Consider the following 14981-nt stretch of genomic DNA (forward strand, 5'->3'; position numbering starts at 1 on the left):
TCGGGCATCGGGTAAGGGATGCGCCGGAGCAGAACGGCAGCAGCGTTACCGCCGCGCGAGAAACCCGACGCCGATCAACAGTGCGAGTGGCACCAGCAGCCCGGCATAGGATGGTTCGCCGCTGCCGATCAGCCGATTGGCCAGCAGCACGCTGCCGGCAACCCAGGCCAGGGTGGGGGCGTCGCCGATCAGGGATCGCACCAGTTTTTTCATCGCTCCAGGCTCTGCAGGGTGCGGACCAGGACCAGGCCACCGAGCGCGTAGAATGCCATCAATGCCGGTAACGCATAGTCGCCGATCGGCCAGACATAGCCGAGCGAGGCCAGCATCCAGAACGTACCGAAACCGAGCACCGCGCAGCCGACCAGATATTTGATGGTGTTCTCCGGCACGCGGGAGAGCGGCGCCCGCAGCATCATGCCCGCGCCCATCACCGCGACCAGCGCCGCCACGGCCGATAACGCCGCGACCCTGGTCTGCCCGGTCTGGACCCCGAGGGCCACCACGATCAGCCAGACTTCCAGCCCCTCCATCAGCACGCCTTGAAACGCCACCAGCATCGCACCCTGGGTTTCCGCCAGAGCCTGACTGGCGGACAGCGCCGCGAACGCCGCATCCTCATCGCGCAGACGCCGCAACCCGGCGGCGCGCGCAATCGCCTTGGCAAGCCAGCGCATGCCGAACAACGTCAGGAACAGGCCGATCACGAACTGGATGATCCGCAAATTGCCGATCGCGCTGACCGCATGCGCGCCGAACAGCGTGAGCAGCCCCAGAATCGCCAAGGCCGCACCACCCGCTGCGATCGCGCGCGGCCACCCGATCGCCAGCGCGACCGCCAGCACGATGGTGAACGCCTCGACCCATTCGACGCCGGCGGTGAAAAAACTCGCGAGGATCACCGGTAGATCGGACATCATCGCCACGGCCTCACGTGCTGGCACCGACAATGGTTTTGGAAAACCACGCGATGATCGCCGATCGATCGCGCGCCGACTGCGCCGGATCGACCATCACCAGCGGCAGCGATGTTGCACTGGGCATCAATGACGCCGGCGCCACATCGTTCATTACCGGCCAGAACGCGCCGTCGGCGCGACCCTGGTGCATTTCGATCCGCAGCGCCGCGGGTGAATTGACGTAGGCGATGAAGCGCTCTGCTGCCGCTCGCTGCGATGCCGGCAAATGCCGCGCCATCACGATCACGCTTGCCACCACAGCCGCCGGCTGCGGCACCACCACGCGCAAGGATGGATCGATCGTGCGCGCCCAAAACGCGGCCGAGGACCGCATGATCGCGATCTGGATGGCGCCGCTGCGCAGGGCCGCCAAGGTCGTTCCCGTATCGCCGTAAATATGCAGCCCGGACCGCTTCAGGCGCAGAAAATACCCCTGCGCCGCCGGCCAGCCCCCCGCCGCGTGCACCATCGCCATGACCGGCGGAACGCCCTGGTCGGACGTCGCCGGATCGTTCATGCCGATCAGCCCGCGATAGGCCGGCGTCGTCAGAGCGGCCCAGGTCGCAGGCGGGGCGAACGGCGCCGCCTTCGGCATCACCAAGACTCCACCCAGGCCCAACCCGGTCGCGACATAAGACCCATCGGCAGGCACCGACGCCGCCCCCATCGCCGTCGGTCCGGACTGTGCGTCCAGGCCATGCGCCAGCAAACCGTGACGATCGAGCGTAACCGCAGCACTCGCCCCATAGAACCACGCCACCGACCACCGCGGATGATCACCCTCCGCCCTGATCCGCGCGAATAACCCATGGGGCGGCGGCCGCCGCACCCGTACCGCAATCCCGGTCTGGCGGCTGAACGCGACCCCCACCGCCTGCGCAAAATCGAGCCGCGAATACAACGTCAACCCCGCCGCAACCGCCCGATACGGCAGGAACAAACCCAGCGCGATCGAGGCTGTGAGGATGCATCGGGTGAGGTGGGGTGATGAGAGGAAGAAGGCCGAGGGGCTTTGCCCCCTGGACCCCCACCAAAGGCAGAGCCTTTGGAATCCATTAGTTTTAGGGGGAGGGAGGGCGGCTGCCGGACCCTGAAGCGGCGTAGTCTGGACGCCCTCTCTGCCCCTAAAACTAGCGGGTTCTAAGGGCTGAGCCCTTAGCGGGGTCCAGGGGCAGAGCCCCTGGCCTTCCTTTTTCCCATGACCCCACCCCATCCAACAAGCCCTCACAACGCGGCCGCGATGCGTTCGATCACGCCGGACCAGTCGTAGGGGCGTTGCTGGCGGTACAGGCGCAGCGAGGGGTACCAGGGCGAATCGTCGCGGTTGAGCAGCCAGCGCCAATCGGGGGCGTAGGGCAGGATGATCGCGGTGGGCACGCCGGACGCGCCGGCGAGGTGGGCGACCGAGGTATCGATGGTAACAAGGTGATCGAGGCTTTGCAGGATGGCGAGCGTATCGGTGAAATCGTTGATGCTGGGGCCGAGGTTGATGAGCGGTGCGGTGCCGAAATAATTGCCGACCTGCGCGATCTGGTCGCCTTTCTGGACGGTGACGATCGCAAGGTCGGCGCGGGTGAACAGCGGGGCGAACTGTTCGAGTTTGACCGTGCGTTTGCGGTCGTTCTTGTGGGTCGGCCGGCCGGCCCAGACCAGGCCGATGCGTTTTTTGCCGGCCGGGGTCAGCGCATCGAGCCGCTGTTTCCAGGCGGTGATTTTATGGGGATCGGGGTGCAGGTAGGGGATGGGGGTTGGGATGGTGTCGATCGTGGTGCCGGCGAGGCGCGGCAGGCCGGACAGGGGAATGTAGGCGTCGAAATCGCCTGTGGTTTCCCAGCGGGTGACGATGCGGCCGAGGCCGGGGATCTGACGCATGATCGGTACCAGATCGCCGCTGCAGGCGAGTACCGGTTTGGGCGCGCGTTCGGCGGCCCAGGGGATGTAGCGGCCGAACTGGATGCAGTCGCCGAAGCCCTGATCGGCGACGATGAGGAGTTTGCCGTCGGGCAGGGTGCCGCCGTCCCATTGCGGTTTGTCGGTCTTGGGCAGCATGCCCTCGGCCTGTTTGAGCTTGAAGCGCCACTCATAGCTGTCCCAGCCTTCGGTAAGGCGGCCGCCGAGCAGCAGGACTTCGGCGCGCTCGAAATGAGCTTCGGGGAAATCGGGGTCGAGTTCGATCGCGCGATCCGCGGCGGCGAGCGCGTCGTCGAGCTCGCGGCGTTCGTAGCGGATCAGGGCGTGGTTGAAATGCGCACTTTTGTCCTCGGGTGCGAGTTCGACGGCGCGGAGCGCCATGCGCAGCGCATCGTCGAGCCGGCCGGCGCCGCGGTAGATTTCGCACATGTTGCGGGGATAGACCGCGACGGTCGGCGAAAGTGCGAGCGATTTTTCCATCCGCTCAATCGCGAGCGGCACCTTGCCGCGCCGGTAGGCGACGATGCCGGACAGATGCAACACGTGTGGGTGTTCCGGTGCCGCGCGCAGCACGCGTTCGGCGAGCGCTTCGGCGGCTTCGAGCTTGCCCTCACGCTCATAGGCGCTGATTTCGTTCAGAACCTCGCCAAGCGTTACCTTGACCCCCGCGGCGCCGCTCATGGCGTGGTCTCCTGCGGCTGGGCGTAGCCGAGGCGGTCGATCCATGGCGTGAGGATCGGCAGCGCTTCGTCGAACACCGCGCCGAAGCGGCGATGCCGGTACAGGCTGCGCCGGTGCGGCGGCAGTTGCACGAGCCGGTGGCCGGGCGCGCGGGGTATCGCGCGTGGTGGCGTGTCCAGCAGGGCGTGCGCATCGGCGGTGACGCCGATGAAGTCGAGCACCAGGCGCAGCGTACCGGCAGGGTCGCGCACGAGGTCTTCGTAGCGGATCGGCAGGTAGCGCAGGGTGGTCTGGCCGCGCACCTGGGCGATCGCGTTCATCTGCGCGTCGTACAGCGTTGCCATGCCCGCCAGCGTGACGCCGGCGTTGCCTTCGTAAAGCTTGTCCTGCGCGAAGCCCGACAGAGCGACATCGAGCGGATGGCGGAGCACGTGGATCACCGGCGCGGTCGGAAACAGCGTGGCGGCGAAGCCGAGTAGCCAGGGCAGATCCGGGTGACGGTCGGTGACGAAGCGGCTTTCGGCGGTACTGACACCGGACGCCCGGAGGAGGGCGAGATAGCGGTTGGCGAGCATCGGCAGGATGTCGCGCTGATCGCCGGCGGTGGTGGCGATCAGGGCATCCGGAAAAGGTTCGGCGATGCCGCCGAGTCCGTTGGCAAGGGCGGGCAGCAGGTGCGCGAGATCGGGCAGCGGCGCGCGCGTATCGGCCGGATCGATGCCGGGGCATTGACTGAGCAATTGCTCGAGCAGGCTGGTGCCGGACCGCGGCGTGCCCAGCAGAAAGACCGGTGTCGCACCGCCGGCGATCGGGCCGGGGCGGGGCAGGCCGGACAGACGATCGGCCAGATAGGTTGATCGGATGGTTGCGAGTCGTGCCGCGATCGGGGCCGGGTCGAACCGGCGGTTGGCGCGATCGCGCTGAAAGGCGCGGCCCGCTTGAAACGCGTTCCATGCCTCCTCGAACCGGCCGAGCCGTTCGAGCGCCATGCCCTTGGCGGCAAATTCGGTGGCGACCAGGGATTGCGGCGCAATGGCAGCGGCGGTGGCGTCGATTTTAGCGAGTGCGGCAGCCGGATCGTCGCGGTGCAGGCGGATCAGGGCGCTCAGCACCCCGATCATGCGATCGGCCGGGGCCAGCGTGGTGGCTTCGGCGAGCAGGGCCTCGGCCTGATCGAGCCGGAAGCGGCCGGCCTCGACCTGGGCGTAGCCGGCAAGAGCGCGCGGATTGTCGCGCTTGATTTCGAGCGTTGCATCGTAGGTGGCGGCGGCCTCGTCGAGCCGCCCCTGCTGGCGGAGGTTCCAGGCGAGGTTGCCGAGCAGGGCGGCATCGCGCCGTTCGGCGTAGCCCAGCGCGAGGCGGTAATGGCGTTCGCCGGCGGCGAGGCGGTTGGTTTCGGTGAAGATGATACCGAGGATGTGGTGAATGGTGGCATCACGCGGCAACAGCGCGACGGCGCGGCGCGCTGGAATTTCGGCTTCCGCGTGGCGGTTCTGATTGATCAGGATCTGCGCGTGCTGGACATGGGCGGCCGCGACATCCGGCGGGATCGAGGCGATGCGCGCGATCAGCGCCTCGGCGGCTGTGATGCGGCCCTCCGCGCGGCGCAGTTCGAACAGCAGGCGCAGCGCTTCGCGGTGATGAGGCGCGAGATCGAGGATTTGCAGCACGTGGCGCTCGGCCTCGCGATTGCGGTTGGCGGCGCGGGCGGTTCGGGCCTGTTCGATCAGGGTATCGAACACCGCGTGGTTGACCGGGTCGGGCAGGGCGGCGGCCTCGAGCCTACAACACCGCAGCGCCCGCAGCCCTGAGCCGCAGGCGCACAGGGTCGGATCAATGTCCGGGCGGAGCGAGATTACGGATGCACTCATGCCCGGATCATGCCGTGTTTGGCGTGGGGTGCAAGGGCGGCACCGGCATTACTGACGGCCGCGGGGCATGATTGAGGGCTTACAACGTTGTCTGAACGATGCAGCTCCTGCGAGCGGTTCGCAACTGCAATTGCGAATAAATATCAAGTAAAACCAAATCCTTGACCGATCGAAACCCGCGCGCCATCTTGCAGTCATGCGCAATTTTTCGGAACTGTCGGAACGTGAAATCCTCGCCCTTGCGATCGGGGCCGAGGAGGAGGATGGGCGGATCTACGCTGATATCGCGGAGGGTCTGCACGCGGATTTTCCTGCCTCGGCCAAGGTGTTTTTCGAGATGGCGGCTGAAGAGAGCGACCATCGACGCCGGCTGATCGATCTGTATCAGGAGAAGTTCGGCGATCATATTCCGCTGATCCGCCGTCAGGACGTAAAGGGATTTCTGCATCGCAAGACCGTCTGGCAACTGCCGAAGCCGAGTATCAGGGACGTGCGCAAGCTCGCGGAGAGCATGGAATCGGAAACGGCGAATTTCTATCGCTTAGCCGCGAGCCGCACGTCGGACGTGACGATCCGGAAGCTCCTTGGTGACCTCGCCGAAGCGGAGCAAAACCATGAGCATATCGCGGATAAATTGACCGAGGCGAACGTGCCCGAACCGGTGCGCCAGACCGAGGATAAATCCGCCGAGCGGAATTTCGTGCTGCGCTACGTGCAGCCAGGGCTGGCCGGGTTGATGGATGGCTCGGTCTCGACGCTGGCCCCGGTGTTTGCCGCCGCGTTCGCGACCCATAAGCCGCATGAGGCGTTCATCGTCGGCATTGCCGCCTCGTTGGGGGCTGGAATATCGATGGCGTTTGCCGAAGCCCTCTCCGACGACGGCAGTCTGACCGGCCGCGGTTCGCCCATTTTGCGGGGCGCGATTACCGGCGGCATGACCACGGTTGGGGGTCTGGGCCATACCCTGCCATTCCTGATCCCGAATTTCTGGACCGCGATGGCGGTCGCGTTCGGGGTCGTGGTGGTGGAACTGGGCGTGATTTCCTGGATCCGGGCGCGCTATATGGAGGCGCCCCCGTTGCAGGCGGCGTTGCAGGTTGCCCTGGGCGGGGCGATCGTGTTCGGCGTCGGTGTCGCGCTGGGGACAAGTTGAGCCCTCAGGCGTAGGGTGCGCGCGACCGATTGACGCATAGGGCAACGATCGGCACAAAAGCGGCATGAATCATAAAACAGGGTCGATGGCCGCACGGCTACGCAAGAACATGGCGGTCCCGGTGATCGGCTCGCCGTTGTTCATTCTCTCCAATCCGAAACTGGTGATTGCGCAATGTTGCGCCGGCATTATCGGCTCGTTTCCCGCGCTGAACGCCCGGCCGGAGACCATGCTCGATACGTGGTTGGCCGAAATCACCGAGGCGCTGGCCGCCTGGGATGCGGCGCACCCCGAGCGCCCGGCGGCACCCTTTGCGGTCAACCAGATCGTGCACCGGTCGAACGCGCGGCTGGAACACGATCTTGAACTTTGCGTTAAATATCGGGTGCCGTTGGTGATCACCTCGCTCGGCGCACGGCCTGAGGTGAATGCGGCGGTGCATTCCTATGGCGGTGTGGTGCTGCACGATATCATCAACAACCGGTTCGCCCACAAGGCGGTCGAGAAGGGGGCGGATGGGCTGATCGCGGTGGCGGCGGGTGCGGGCGGCCATGCCGGGGTGATTTCGCCGTTCGCGCTGGTGCAGGAGATCCGCGCCTGGTTCGATGGTCCGCTGGCGCTGTCCGGAGCGATCGCGACCGGGCGTGCGGTGCTGGCCGCCGAGGCCATGGGGGCGGATTTCGGCTACATCGGGTCCGCGTTCATCGCGACCGAGGAAGCCAACGCATCGGCGGCTTATAAGCAATCAATTGTCGAGAGCGGGGCGGATGACATCGTCTATACCAACCTGTTCACCGGCGTACACGGCAATTATCTGAGACCAAGCATCATCGCGGCCGGGCTCGACCCGGATCATTTGCCGGAGAGCGATGCTTCGGCGATGAATTTCCATGAGGGCGCGAAGGCCAAGGCATGGAAGGACATCTGGGGTTCCGGCCAGGGGATCGGCGCGGTCAATGCGGTGGTGCCGGCGGCGACTCTGGTGGCCCGGCTGGTCGCGGAGTATCGCGCGGCGAAGGCGGCGCTCTGCGCTTGAAACGACGCGCAACCGCGAGCGGCGGTGGCGCCATCCTCCTGTGGTCGACACTCGCGGCATTGACCGCGGCGACGCGGGGCATTCCGCCTTTCGAGACCCTCGCGCTCAGTTTTTTCGTGGCGTTTCTGGCCGGTATCGCGGGGCTGGCGCTGCGCGGCAAGCTGCGGCGGCTGCGGCAGACGCCCCTGGCGTGGGTGATCGGCGTGGCGGGTCTGTTCGCCTATCATGCACTATATTTCAGCGCACTCGATCATGCGCCGCCGGCGCAGGCCGGGTTGATCGCTTATTTATGGCCGCTGCTGATCGTGTTGTTCGCAGCCATGCTGCCCGGTGGCGTGCTGCGGGCGCGCCATGTGCTCGGTGCCCTGATGGGACTGGCCGGGACCGTGGTGATCCTGCTCGGAGGGCAGGGCCTGAACGGTCATGGTTCCGCCCTTGGCTATGGCTGCGCCCTGGCCGCTGCTTTCGTCTGGGCGGTGTATTCGGTCGCGAATCGGCGGATCAGCGCGGTGCCGAGCGATCTGATCGCGGGGGTTTGCGGTGTGGTCGCGGCACTCGCGCTGGTCGCGCATGGCGCGACCGAACCGACCGTGATCCCCGATTCCGGGCAGGCGCTGGCCCTGCTGGCGTTAGGATTGGGGCCGGTCGGGCTGGCATTCTTCCTGTGGGATTTTGCAACCAAACACGGCGATCTGGCCCTGCTTGGCACCCTGTCCTACGCGGCGCCGCTACTGTCGACCGGTTTGCTGATCACGCTCGGTCGCGCGCCGATGAGCAGGGCAATCATCGCGGCGGCCGCCCTGATCGTCGGCGGGGCCGCGGTGTCTGCGGGACTTACGCGTACGGGTAAGGGCCACCCTGCGCCAGCGCGCGCTGGTACGCCGGGCGGGCGTGGGCCGCGGCAAGAAACGCATTGATGCGCGGGAAATTGCCGCGCAGCGCGCCGCGCGCATTGGCCGCCTCAGCCGGAAAGCTCATCATGATATCGGCACCAGTCAGTTCCGGCCCGGCAAACCAGGTGGAATTGGCCAGGCTGTCCTCCCAGAAGCGGATGTGCGTGGCGATATTGGGGTCGAGATAACTCTCGCCGACCTTGTTGCCGATCATGCGGAGCAGCGGCTTGGCGATGAACGGCGCCTGGTTCGGCATTTCGGTGAAGATCAGTTTCATCACCAGAAACGGCATCGCCGAGCCTTCGGCATAGTGGAGCCAGTAGGTGTAGCGGCGGCGATCGTCCGATCCGGCGGGCGGGATCAGCCGGCCCTCACCGTATTTGTCGATGATGTATTCGATGATCGCGCCGGTTTCCGCCACAATGGTATCGCCATCGGTGATTACCGGCGATTTGCCGAGCGGATGCACCGATTTCAGGCTGGGCGGCGCCAGCATGGTCTTCGGGTTCCGCTTGTAGAGTTTCACCTCGTATTCGAGGCCGAGTTCTTCGAGCAGCCAGAGAATCCGCTGCGAGCGCGACGCTTCGAGATGATGGACGATGATCATGCTTGGACCTTTTCGGAGGGGGCGGGCAGGGATAACCAATGCGGTATCCTGGGCGTTACCGTAAGGTCACCGATCTGCAAAGGCTGGTCCAGCGCATCGAGGCGCAGCATCGCCAGCCCTTGCTTTCCCTGCGCGATGCACAGATCGCCCACATTGCGCTCGCCGCTGGTAATGCTGCCGGATGCCGGCAGGTCGAAGCTTGCCGTGATCGGGATGAGCCGTCGTTTCACCAGGCCGCGATAGCGCGTGCGGGCGGTGAGTTCCTGGCCCATGTAGCAGCCCTTCTGCCAGTCGATGCCATGCAATTCACCGAAGCCGGCTTCCATCGGCAGGGTCTTGTCGGGTTCGAGATCGCTGTGGTCCGGCAGGCCGAGAGCGAGGCGATGCGCCCGATAGGCCGAGGGTTCGGCGGTATCCTCCCTTGGCGCCGGCGCCAAGATCCGGTGTCCCGCTTCGGCAAGCCGTGGATCTGGTGCGGTAATTCCCGCGCTTTGTGGTGGCGGTCCGTTCCATGCGGCATGGACCGCGTAATCTGCCGAGCGATCGGTCAGGACCACCTTGCTGCGCAGTTTGAAGCGCGACAGGCGGGTGATGATGTCGGCGATGGCTTCGCGCGGCGCATCGAGCAGCAAGCTCGAACCGGTGGCGAAGACGAAAAACTCGGCCCGATAACGGCCTTGCGGGGTCAGCAATGCCGCCCAGACACAGGTGCCGGGCTGCGCCTTCGACACGTCGTTTGTTACCAAACCCTGGAGAAACATAACCCGATCCGGGCCGCTGAGCTCGATCACGCCGCGGTCGGGCAGATATGCAACGATTGTCATGCAGCAGATGTGGCCCCTTGGCCGGGATGCGACAAGCCGTGCTAGAGCAGCCCGGCATGCGGATTTTGTTCATCACATCGTCGCGGCTGGGTGATGCCGTGATTTCCTCGGGTGCGATCGAGCGGATTCGCCTCGCGCATCCGGCGGCACGGCTGACAATCGCGTGCGGCGCGGCAGCGGCGGGGGTTTTCGCGCGGTTGCCCGGGCTGGAACGGTTGATCGTGTTCGAGAAACAGCGCCTCGACGGGCATTGGCTGTCGCTTTGGTCGCGAGCCGTCCGGGACCGCTGGCACATGGTGGTTGATTTCCGGGGCTCGGCACTGGCCTACGGGTTATGGGCAGGGCAGCGTGTGATCGTGCGCGGCGGCCGCCGGCCCGGCCGGCGCTACGCCCAGATCGGTAGTGCCTGCGGGTTCGAACCGCCGCCGCTGCCGGTGGTGTGGACGGCGCCGGCGGATCACGCGCGCGCGGACCGTCTCGTCCCGCCGGGCGGGCCTGTGCTGGCCCTGGGGCCGACGGCGAATTGGGCAGGCAAGATCTGGCCCGCCGAACGCTTCATCGCACTCGCAGGCAGGCTCGATTTCGCGCGGATCGCGGTGTTCGGCGGCCCGGGGCCAACCGAGCGTGCGGCGGCGGCACCGGTCCTGGCCGGATTGCCGGGCGCGATCGATCTGGTCGGTGCGGTCTCGGTGGCCGAAGCGGCGGCGTGCCTCGCACGCTGCGCGCTGTTCATCGGCAATGATTCGGGCCTGATGCATCTGGCTGCCGCAGCGCGTGTGCCGACGCTCGGGTTGTTCGGCCGGTCCCGCGCGTCGGAATACGCGCCGGCAGGGGTACGGGCCGCATTCGTTGCCGCGCCGGGCATCGAGGGGGAGGCGGCGATGGAGTTGCTGACAGTCGATGCCGTGCGCGCGGCGGTGGTCGCGCTGATGGGCGAACCGGTGCCCGCGTGAGGATCGGTCAATTGATGGCCGGCGCGGCGCAGGGAGGTGCGGAGTTGTTCTTCGAGCGCCTGACGTGCGGCCTGCAGCAGGCCGGCGAGGCGGTTTTGCCGGTGATCCGGCCGGACCCGGCAAGGGTCGCGCGCTTGCGGGCTGCAGGGCTCGAACCCGTGGGACTGCGCTACGGGGGACCGCTCGATCTGCTGACCCGGCCGCGGGCCGCCAGGGCCCTGCGTGCCTTCGGTGCCGAGGTCGCTGTGGCGTGGATGAGCCGGGCGGCGTTTCATGCGCCGCGCGGTAACTGGACGCTGGTCGGTCGTCTGGGCGGGTATTATCCGCTGAAATATTTTCGCCGCTGCGATCATCTGGTCGGCAATACGCGCGACATCGTGCGCTGGATCGCGGCGCAGGGCTGGCCGGCTGATCGCGTCGCTTATCTGCCGAATTTCGTTGAGGATTTCGCGACCATCGCACCGGCGTCGCGTGCTGCGCTGGGCGTGCCGGATGATGCGCCGCTGGTGCTGGGACTAGGCAGGCTCCACGCAGTCAAAGCGTTCGATATCCTGATCCGGGCGATCGCGACGATCCCGGCTGCGCATCTGGTAATCGCCGGTGAAGGTCCCGAACGCCCGGCGCTGGAAGCACTGATCGCATCGGCCGGCTTGGGCGCGCGTGTGCACCTTTTGGGATGGCGCACCGATGTCGGGCCGTTACTGCGCAGCGCGCAACTGTTCGTGTCATCCTCGCGCCATGAACCGCTCGGCAATATGGTGCTGGAGGCGTTTTCCGCCGGCGTGCCGGTGGTCGCGGCGGCGGCGGAAGGACCGCGCGAGCTGATCACCGATGGCATTGATGGCGTGCTGGTGCCGATCGATGATCCGGCAGCGTTAAGTGGCGCGATCACGCGCACGCTGGCGGATGGCGGTCAGGCGATGGCGGCGGCGGGTCGCGCGCGCTTTGAGGGCGAGTTCGCCGAGGCCGTGGTGGTCGCTTCCTGGCGCGACTATCTGGCGCGGGTGGCACGCTGATGTGCGGCATCGCCGGCATCGCGCTCAAGGCGGGGGCCCGGCTCGCGCCGGATCGGCTGGCCGCGCTCGCGGCGGCCTTGGCGCATCGCGGGCCGGATGGTTCGGGCCAGCATGTCAGCGCGCGCGCGGCTCTGGTGCAGACACGCCTGGCGATCATTGATCTGGCGACCGGCGATCAACCTTTGTTCGGCGCTGGCGCGGCGCTGATCGGCAATGGCGAGATCTATAACAACCCAGAACTACGCCGGGACCTCGCGGGTTGCGCGTTTCGAACCGGCAGCGATTGCGAGCCGCCGCTCTACCTTGCCCGCGCCGCGGCCGATTTCATGGGGCGACTGCGCGGCATGTACGCGATCGCCATCGATGATGCCGAGGACCGCGTGGTGAAGCTGCTGCGCGATCCGTTCGGCATCAAGCCGCTCTACATCGCAGCCGGCCCTATGGGCCTGGCGTTTGCCTCCGAACCGCAGGCGCTCATCGCGGCCGGGCTCGCGGCGCGATCGGTCGATGCCGCCAAACTGCATGAACTGCTGCAGCTTCAATTTACCGCCGGCGCCGCCACCGCGTTCACCGGCGTCGAACGCGTCACCCCCGGTGCAATGCTGACGCTGCGCGATGGCGCCGTAGTCGCGCGCGCCGACCACGACCCGATCGAACCCGGCACCGCACCGCAGGGCGAGGATTCGGCGCTTGCAGCGCTCGATCGCGTCATGGCGGAAACCGTCGAATTACATCAACGCAGCGACGTGCCTTACGGGTTGTTTCTGTCCGGCGGGATCGACAGCGCCGCCATTCTGGCGCTGATGGCGCGGCTCGACACCGGGCGGGTGCAGGCGTTCACCGCCGGGTTCGATCACCGCAGCGTCGCCGATGAGCGGGATGCCGCCGGGGCCAGCGCGGCGGCGGTTGGCGCGCGGCATGAGCGGATCGAGATTACCGAGGCGATGATGTGGCGGCATCTGCCGCAGATCGTCGGTGCGCTGGATGATCCGGTCGCGGATTATGCGATCATCCCGACCTGGTTTCTGGCGCGCCACGCGCGCGGTTCGGTCAAGGTGGTGCTGTCGGGTGAGGGCGGTGATGAAATTTTTGCGGGTTATGGCCGGTATCGCGCCGCGGCCCGCGGCTGGCCCTTCGCGCGCCGGATGCGCCGGCACGGCGCGTTCGATGGGCTCGATGTGCTGCGCGATGCCGGCACGGCGTGGCGCTGCGGCATCGATCAGGCGCATGATCGGGCCACCGGCAGCGCTCTGGCGCGCGCGCAGCGCGAGGATATTGCAGAATGGCTGCCGAATGATCTGTTGATCAAGCTCGATCGCTGCCTGATGGCGCATGGCGTCGAGGGGCGGACGCCATTTCTCGACCGCGAGGTGGCGCGCTTTGCTTTTGCCCTGCCGGATCGTTTGCGCGCGCGGCGCGGTTTTGGAAAGTTCCTGCTGCGCCGCTGGCTGGAGCGGCATTTGCCGCAAGCGCGGCCGTTCGCGCGCAAACAGGGGTTCGATGTACCGGTGGCGGGATGGATCGCGGGACAAGGGACGCGGCTTGGCGCGCTGGTGGCACGATCACCGATGGTCGGGCAATTGACGCAACCGGGCCGTGTCATCGATCTGTTCGGGCGCGCGGCCGATCCACGGGCCGGAGTCGCCTGCTGGCGGCTGCTGTTCCTCGCGTTATGGTATCGCCGGCACGGTCTCGGCCTGCCGTGCGATGGCGATGTGTTTGATGTGTTGGCGGAGCGTTGATGATGGGCGAGGCTTTTGATCTGATCATCGAAGGCGGCATTGCGATGCTGCCGTGGGGCGAGGCGGAGGCGCGGATCGGCGTGCGCGCGGGTCGCATCGTGACCCTGGCCGCGACCGGCGATGCGGCGCGGATCATTGATGCGCGCGGCCTGCATGTGCTGCCCGGGCTGATCGACCCGCATGTGCACTTTCGCGATTCCGGCGTGGCTGAATTGCCCAGCGTGGAAACGTTGGAAACCGGCACGCGCGGCGCCGTGCTCGGCGGCATCACCGCGATTTTCGATATGCCGAATACCGCGACCCCTGCAATCGACACCGCGAGCCTTGCCACCAAACGGGCCTCCGTGGCGGGCCGCGCGTGGTGCGATGTCGGGTTTTATGTCGGTGCGACCAAGGAGAATGTCGATCAGCTTGGGGCGCTGGAGGCGGAGCCGGGGGTCTGCGCCATCAAGGTGTTCGCCGGGTCTTCGACCGGTACTCTGCTGGTGGAGGACGATGCCTCGATCGAGCGCGTGATGCGGGCGGGCCGGCGGCGAATTGCGTTTCATTCCGAGGACGAGTTCCGCCTGCAGGAGCGGCGGGGCGCGTTTGCAGTGGGTGATGATTACGCCAATCATGCGGTGTGGCGCGATCCGGAATGTGCGGCGCTGGGCACCAGGCGGATCATGGCGCTGGCGCGCCGCACCGGCCGGCCCGCGCATATCCTGCATGTATCGACCGCAGAGGAATTTGCCTATCTGCGCGACTTTCGCGATGTCGCGAGCGTCGAGGTGCTGGTCAATCACCTCACGCAATCGGCGCCCGAGGCTTACGAGCGGCTGGGCGCCTACGCGGTGATGAACCCGCCGATCCGCGATCGACACCATGTCGAGGCGGCGTGGCGGGCGGTGGCGGATGGGCTGGTCGACACGATCGGCTCGGATCATGCGCCCCATCCGGCCGCGGCAAAGGCGCGGCCATGGCCCGATACCGCGGCGGGGCTGACCGGCGTGCAGACGATGGTGCCGGTGATGCTGGATCAGGTGCATCGGGGCCGGTTGTCGCTGGCGCGGCTGGTCGATCTGATGGCGGCGGCACCGGCGCGGATTTACGGGGCGGTCGGCAAGGGGCGGATCGCGGCCGGATACGATGCAGATTTCACGCTGGTCGATCTGAAGCAGAGCCGCGTGATCGAGACGGATTGGCTCGCGAGCCCCTGCGGCTGGTCGCCGTTCGCCGGCGAGCGGGTCACTGGCTGGCCGATGATGACGGTGATCGGCGGTGTGGTGGTGATGCAGGACGATCAGCTGATCGGCAACCCGAACGGTCGAATGGTGAGGTTCCGAAGCTAATGAA

14 protein-coding genes are annotated in these 14981 nt (G+C 66.7%); 7 read left to right on the forward strand and 7 right to left on the reverse strand.

Features of this window, described 5'->3' with window-relative positions; all coding sequences use genetic code 11:
• Nucleotides 1–45 precede the first annotated feature (45 nt).
• From AruPA_RS05725 to AruPA_RS05745, 5 genes are all read right to left on the reverse strand, one after another.
• On the reverse strand, nucleotides 46–213 hold the full coding sequence (locus tag AruPA_RS05725; RefSeq protein ID WP_265635680.1) for a hypothetical protein: 168 nt from the start codon (nucleotides 211–213) through the stop codon (nucleotides 46–48).
• Nucleotides 210–944, reverse strand: coding sequence for a hypothetical protein (locus AruPA_RS05730; protein WP_265635681.1), 735 nt, complete (start codon nucleotides 942–944; stop codon nucleotides 210–212). The genes AruPA_RS05725 and AruPA_RS05730 overlap by 4 nt, the downstream gene beginning before the upstream one ends.
• Nucleotides 931–1899, reverse strand: a complete 969-nt coding sequence (locus tag AruPA_RS05735) for an ABC transporter substrate-binding protein (RefSeq protein WP_265635682.1) — start codon at nucleotides 1897–1899, stop codon at nucleotides 931–933. Before AruPA_RS05735 ends, AruPA_RS05730 begins: the two co-directional genes overlap by 14 nt.
• Before the next feature lie 284 nt (nucleotides 1900–2183).
• Complete coding sequence (locus AruPA_RS05740; protein ID WP_265635683.1) at nucleotides 2184–3551, reverse strand: tetratricopeptide repeat-containing glycosyltransferase family protein; 1368 nt, start codon at nucleotides 3549–3551, stop codon at nucleotides 2184–2186.
• On the reverse strand, nucleotides 3548–5422 hold the full coding sequence (locus tag AruPA_RS05745) for a tetratricopeptide repeat-containing sulfotransferase family protein (protein ID WP_265635684.1): 1875 nt from the start codon (nucleotides 5420–5422) through the stop codon (nucleotides 3548–3550). The genes AruPA_RS05740 and AruPA_RS05745 overlap by 4 nt, the downstream gene beginning before the upstream one ends.
• A 196-nt stretch (nucleotides 5423–5618) precedes the next feature.
• On the opposite strand from AruPA_RS05745, the gene mbfA reads away from it, so the two are divergent.
• The 3 genes from mbfA (at nucleotide 5619) to AruPA_RS05760 (ending at nucleotide 8528) form a co-directional block, all read left to right on the forward strand.
• A complete protein-coding gene (mbfA, locus tag AruPA_RS05750; RefSeq protein ID WP_265635685.1) occupies nucleotides 5619–6575 on the forward strand; it encodes an iron exporter MbfA in 957 nt (318 codons plus the stop codon).
• Between the two features lie 64 nt (nucleotides 6576–6639).
• Nucleotides 6640–7611: a nitronate monooxygenase family protein gene (locus tag AruPA_RS05755; RefSeq protein WP_265635686.1), complete on the forward strand. Its 972-nt coding sequence runs from the start codon at nucleotides 6640–6642 to the stop codon at nucleotides 7609–7611.
• Nucleotides 7608–8528, forward strand: a complete 921-nt coding sequence (locus tag AruPA_RS05760) for a DMT family transporter (RefSeq protein ID WP_265635687.1) — start codon at nucleotides 7608–7610, stop codon at nucleotides 8526–8528. Before AruPA_RS05755 ends, AruPA_RS05760 begins: the two co-directional genes overlap by 4 nt.
• Here AruPA_RS05760 and AruPA_RS05765 read toward each other — a convergent pair.
• Entirely contained in the window at nucleotides 8446–9111 is a 666-nt protein-coding gene (locus tag AruPA_RS05765; RefSeq protein ID WP_265635688.1) for a glutathione S-transferase, read from the reverse strand. The genes AruPA_RS05760 and AruPA_RS05765 overlap by 83 nt on opposite strands.
• Complete coding sequence (locus AruPA_RS05770) at nucleotides 9108–9935, reverse strand: folate-binding protein YgfZ (protein WP_265635689.1); 828 nt, start codon at nucleotides 9933–9935, stop codon at nucleotides 9108–9110. The genes AruPA_RS05765 and AruPA_RS05770 overlap by 4 nt, the downstream gene beginning before the upstream one ends.
• Before the next feature lie 56 nt (nucleotides 9936–9991).
• Between AruPA_RS05770 and AruPA_RS05775 the strand changes: the two genes are divergently transcribed.
• From AruPA_RS05775 to AruPA_RS05790, 4 genes are read left to right on the forward strand one after another with little or no spacing between them, the layout of a single operon-like run.
• Complete coding sequence (locus AruPA_RS05775; protein ID WP_265635767.1) at nucleotides 9992–10888, forward strand: glycosyltransferase family 9 protein; 897 nt, start codon at nucleotides 9992–9994, stop codon at nucleotides 10886–10888.
• Nucleotides 10889–10902: 14 nt separating this feature from the next.
• The gene (locus AruPA_RS05780) at nucleotides 10903–11904 is read left to right on the forward strand and encodes a glycosyltransferase (RefSeq protein ID WP_265635690.1); all 1002 of its coding nucleotides are present in this window, start codon (nucleotides 10903–10905) and stop codon (nucleotides 11902–11904) included.
• Entirely contained in the window at nucleotides 11904–13646 is a 1743-nt protein-coding gene (gene asnB / locus AruPA_RS05785; RefSeq protein WP_265635691.1) for an asparagine synthase (glutamine-hydrolyzing), read from the forward strand. Before AruPA_RS05780 ends, asnB begins: the two co-directional genes overlap by 1 nt.
• 2 nt (nucleotides 13647–13648) lie before the next feature.
• Nucleotides 13649–14977, forward strand: coding sequence for a dihydroorotase (locus tag AruPA_RS05790; RefSeq protein ID WP_265635768.1), 1329 nt, complete (start codon nucleotides 13649–13651; stop codon nucleotides 14975–14977).
• Nucleotides 14978–14981: the final 4 nt, after the last annotated feature.

The organism is Acidiphilium sp. PA, from assembly GCF_026191915.1.
Classification (GTDB): Bacteria; Pseudomonadota; Alphaproteobacteria; order Acetobacterales; family Acetobacteraceae; genus Acidiphilium.

Coding starts and splice junctions, on each gene's coding strand:
- AruPA_RS05725 (WP_265635680.1), bottom strand. CDS start 213: ATGAAAAAACTGGTGCGATCCCTGATCGGCGACGCCCCCACCCTGGCC.
- AruPA_RS05740 (WP_265635683.1), bottom strand. CDS start 3,551: ATGAGCGGCGCCGCGGGGGTCAAGGTAACGCTTGGCGAGGTTCTGAAC.
- AruPA_RS05745 (WP_265635684.1), bottom strand. CDS start 5,422: ATGAGTGCATCCGTAATCTCGCTCCGCCCGGACATTGATCCGACCCTG.
- mbfA (WP_265635685.1), top strand. CDS start 5,619: ATGCGCAATTTTTCGGAACTGTCGGAACGTGAAATCCTCGCCCTTGCG.
- AruPA_RS05755 (WP_265635686.1), top strand. CDS start 6,640: ATGAATCATAAAACAGGGTCGATGGCCGCACGGCTACGCAAGAACATG.
- AruPA_RS05765 (WP_265635688.1), bottom strand. CDS start 9,111: ATGATCATCGTCCATCATCTCGAAGCGTCGCGCTCGCAGCGGATTCTC.
- AruPA_RS05770 (WP_265635689.1), bottom strand. CDS start 9,935: ATGACAATCGTTGCATATCTGCCCGACCGCGGCGTGATCGAGCTCAGC.
- AruPA_RS05775 (WP_265635767.1), top strand. CDS start 9,992: ATGCGGATTTTGTTCATCACATCGTCGCGGCTGGGTGATGCCGTGATT.
- AruPA_RS05780 (WP_265635690.1), top strand. CDS start 10,903: ATGGCCGGCGCGGCGCAGGGAGGTGCGGAGTTGTTCTTCGAGCGCCTG.
- asnB (WP_265635691.1), top strand. CDS start 11,904: ATGTGCGGCATCGCCGGCATCGCGCTCAAGGCGGGGGCCCGGCTCGCG.
- AruPA_RS05790 (WP_265635768.1), top strand. CDS start 13,649: ATGGGCGAGGCTTTTGATCTGATCATCGAAGGCGGCATTGCGATGCTG.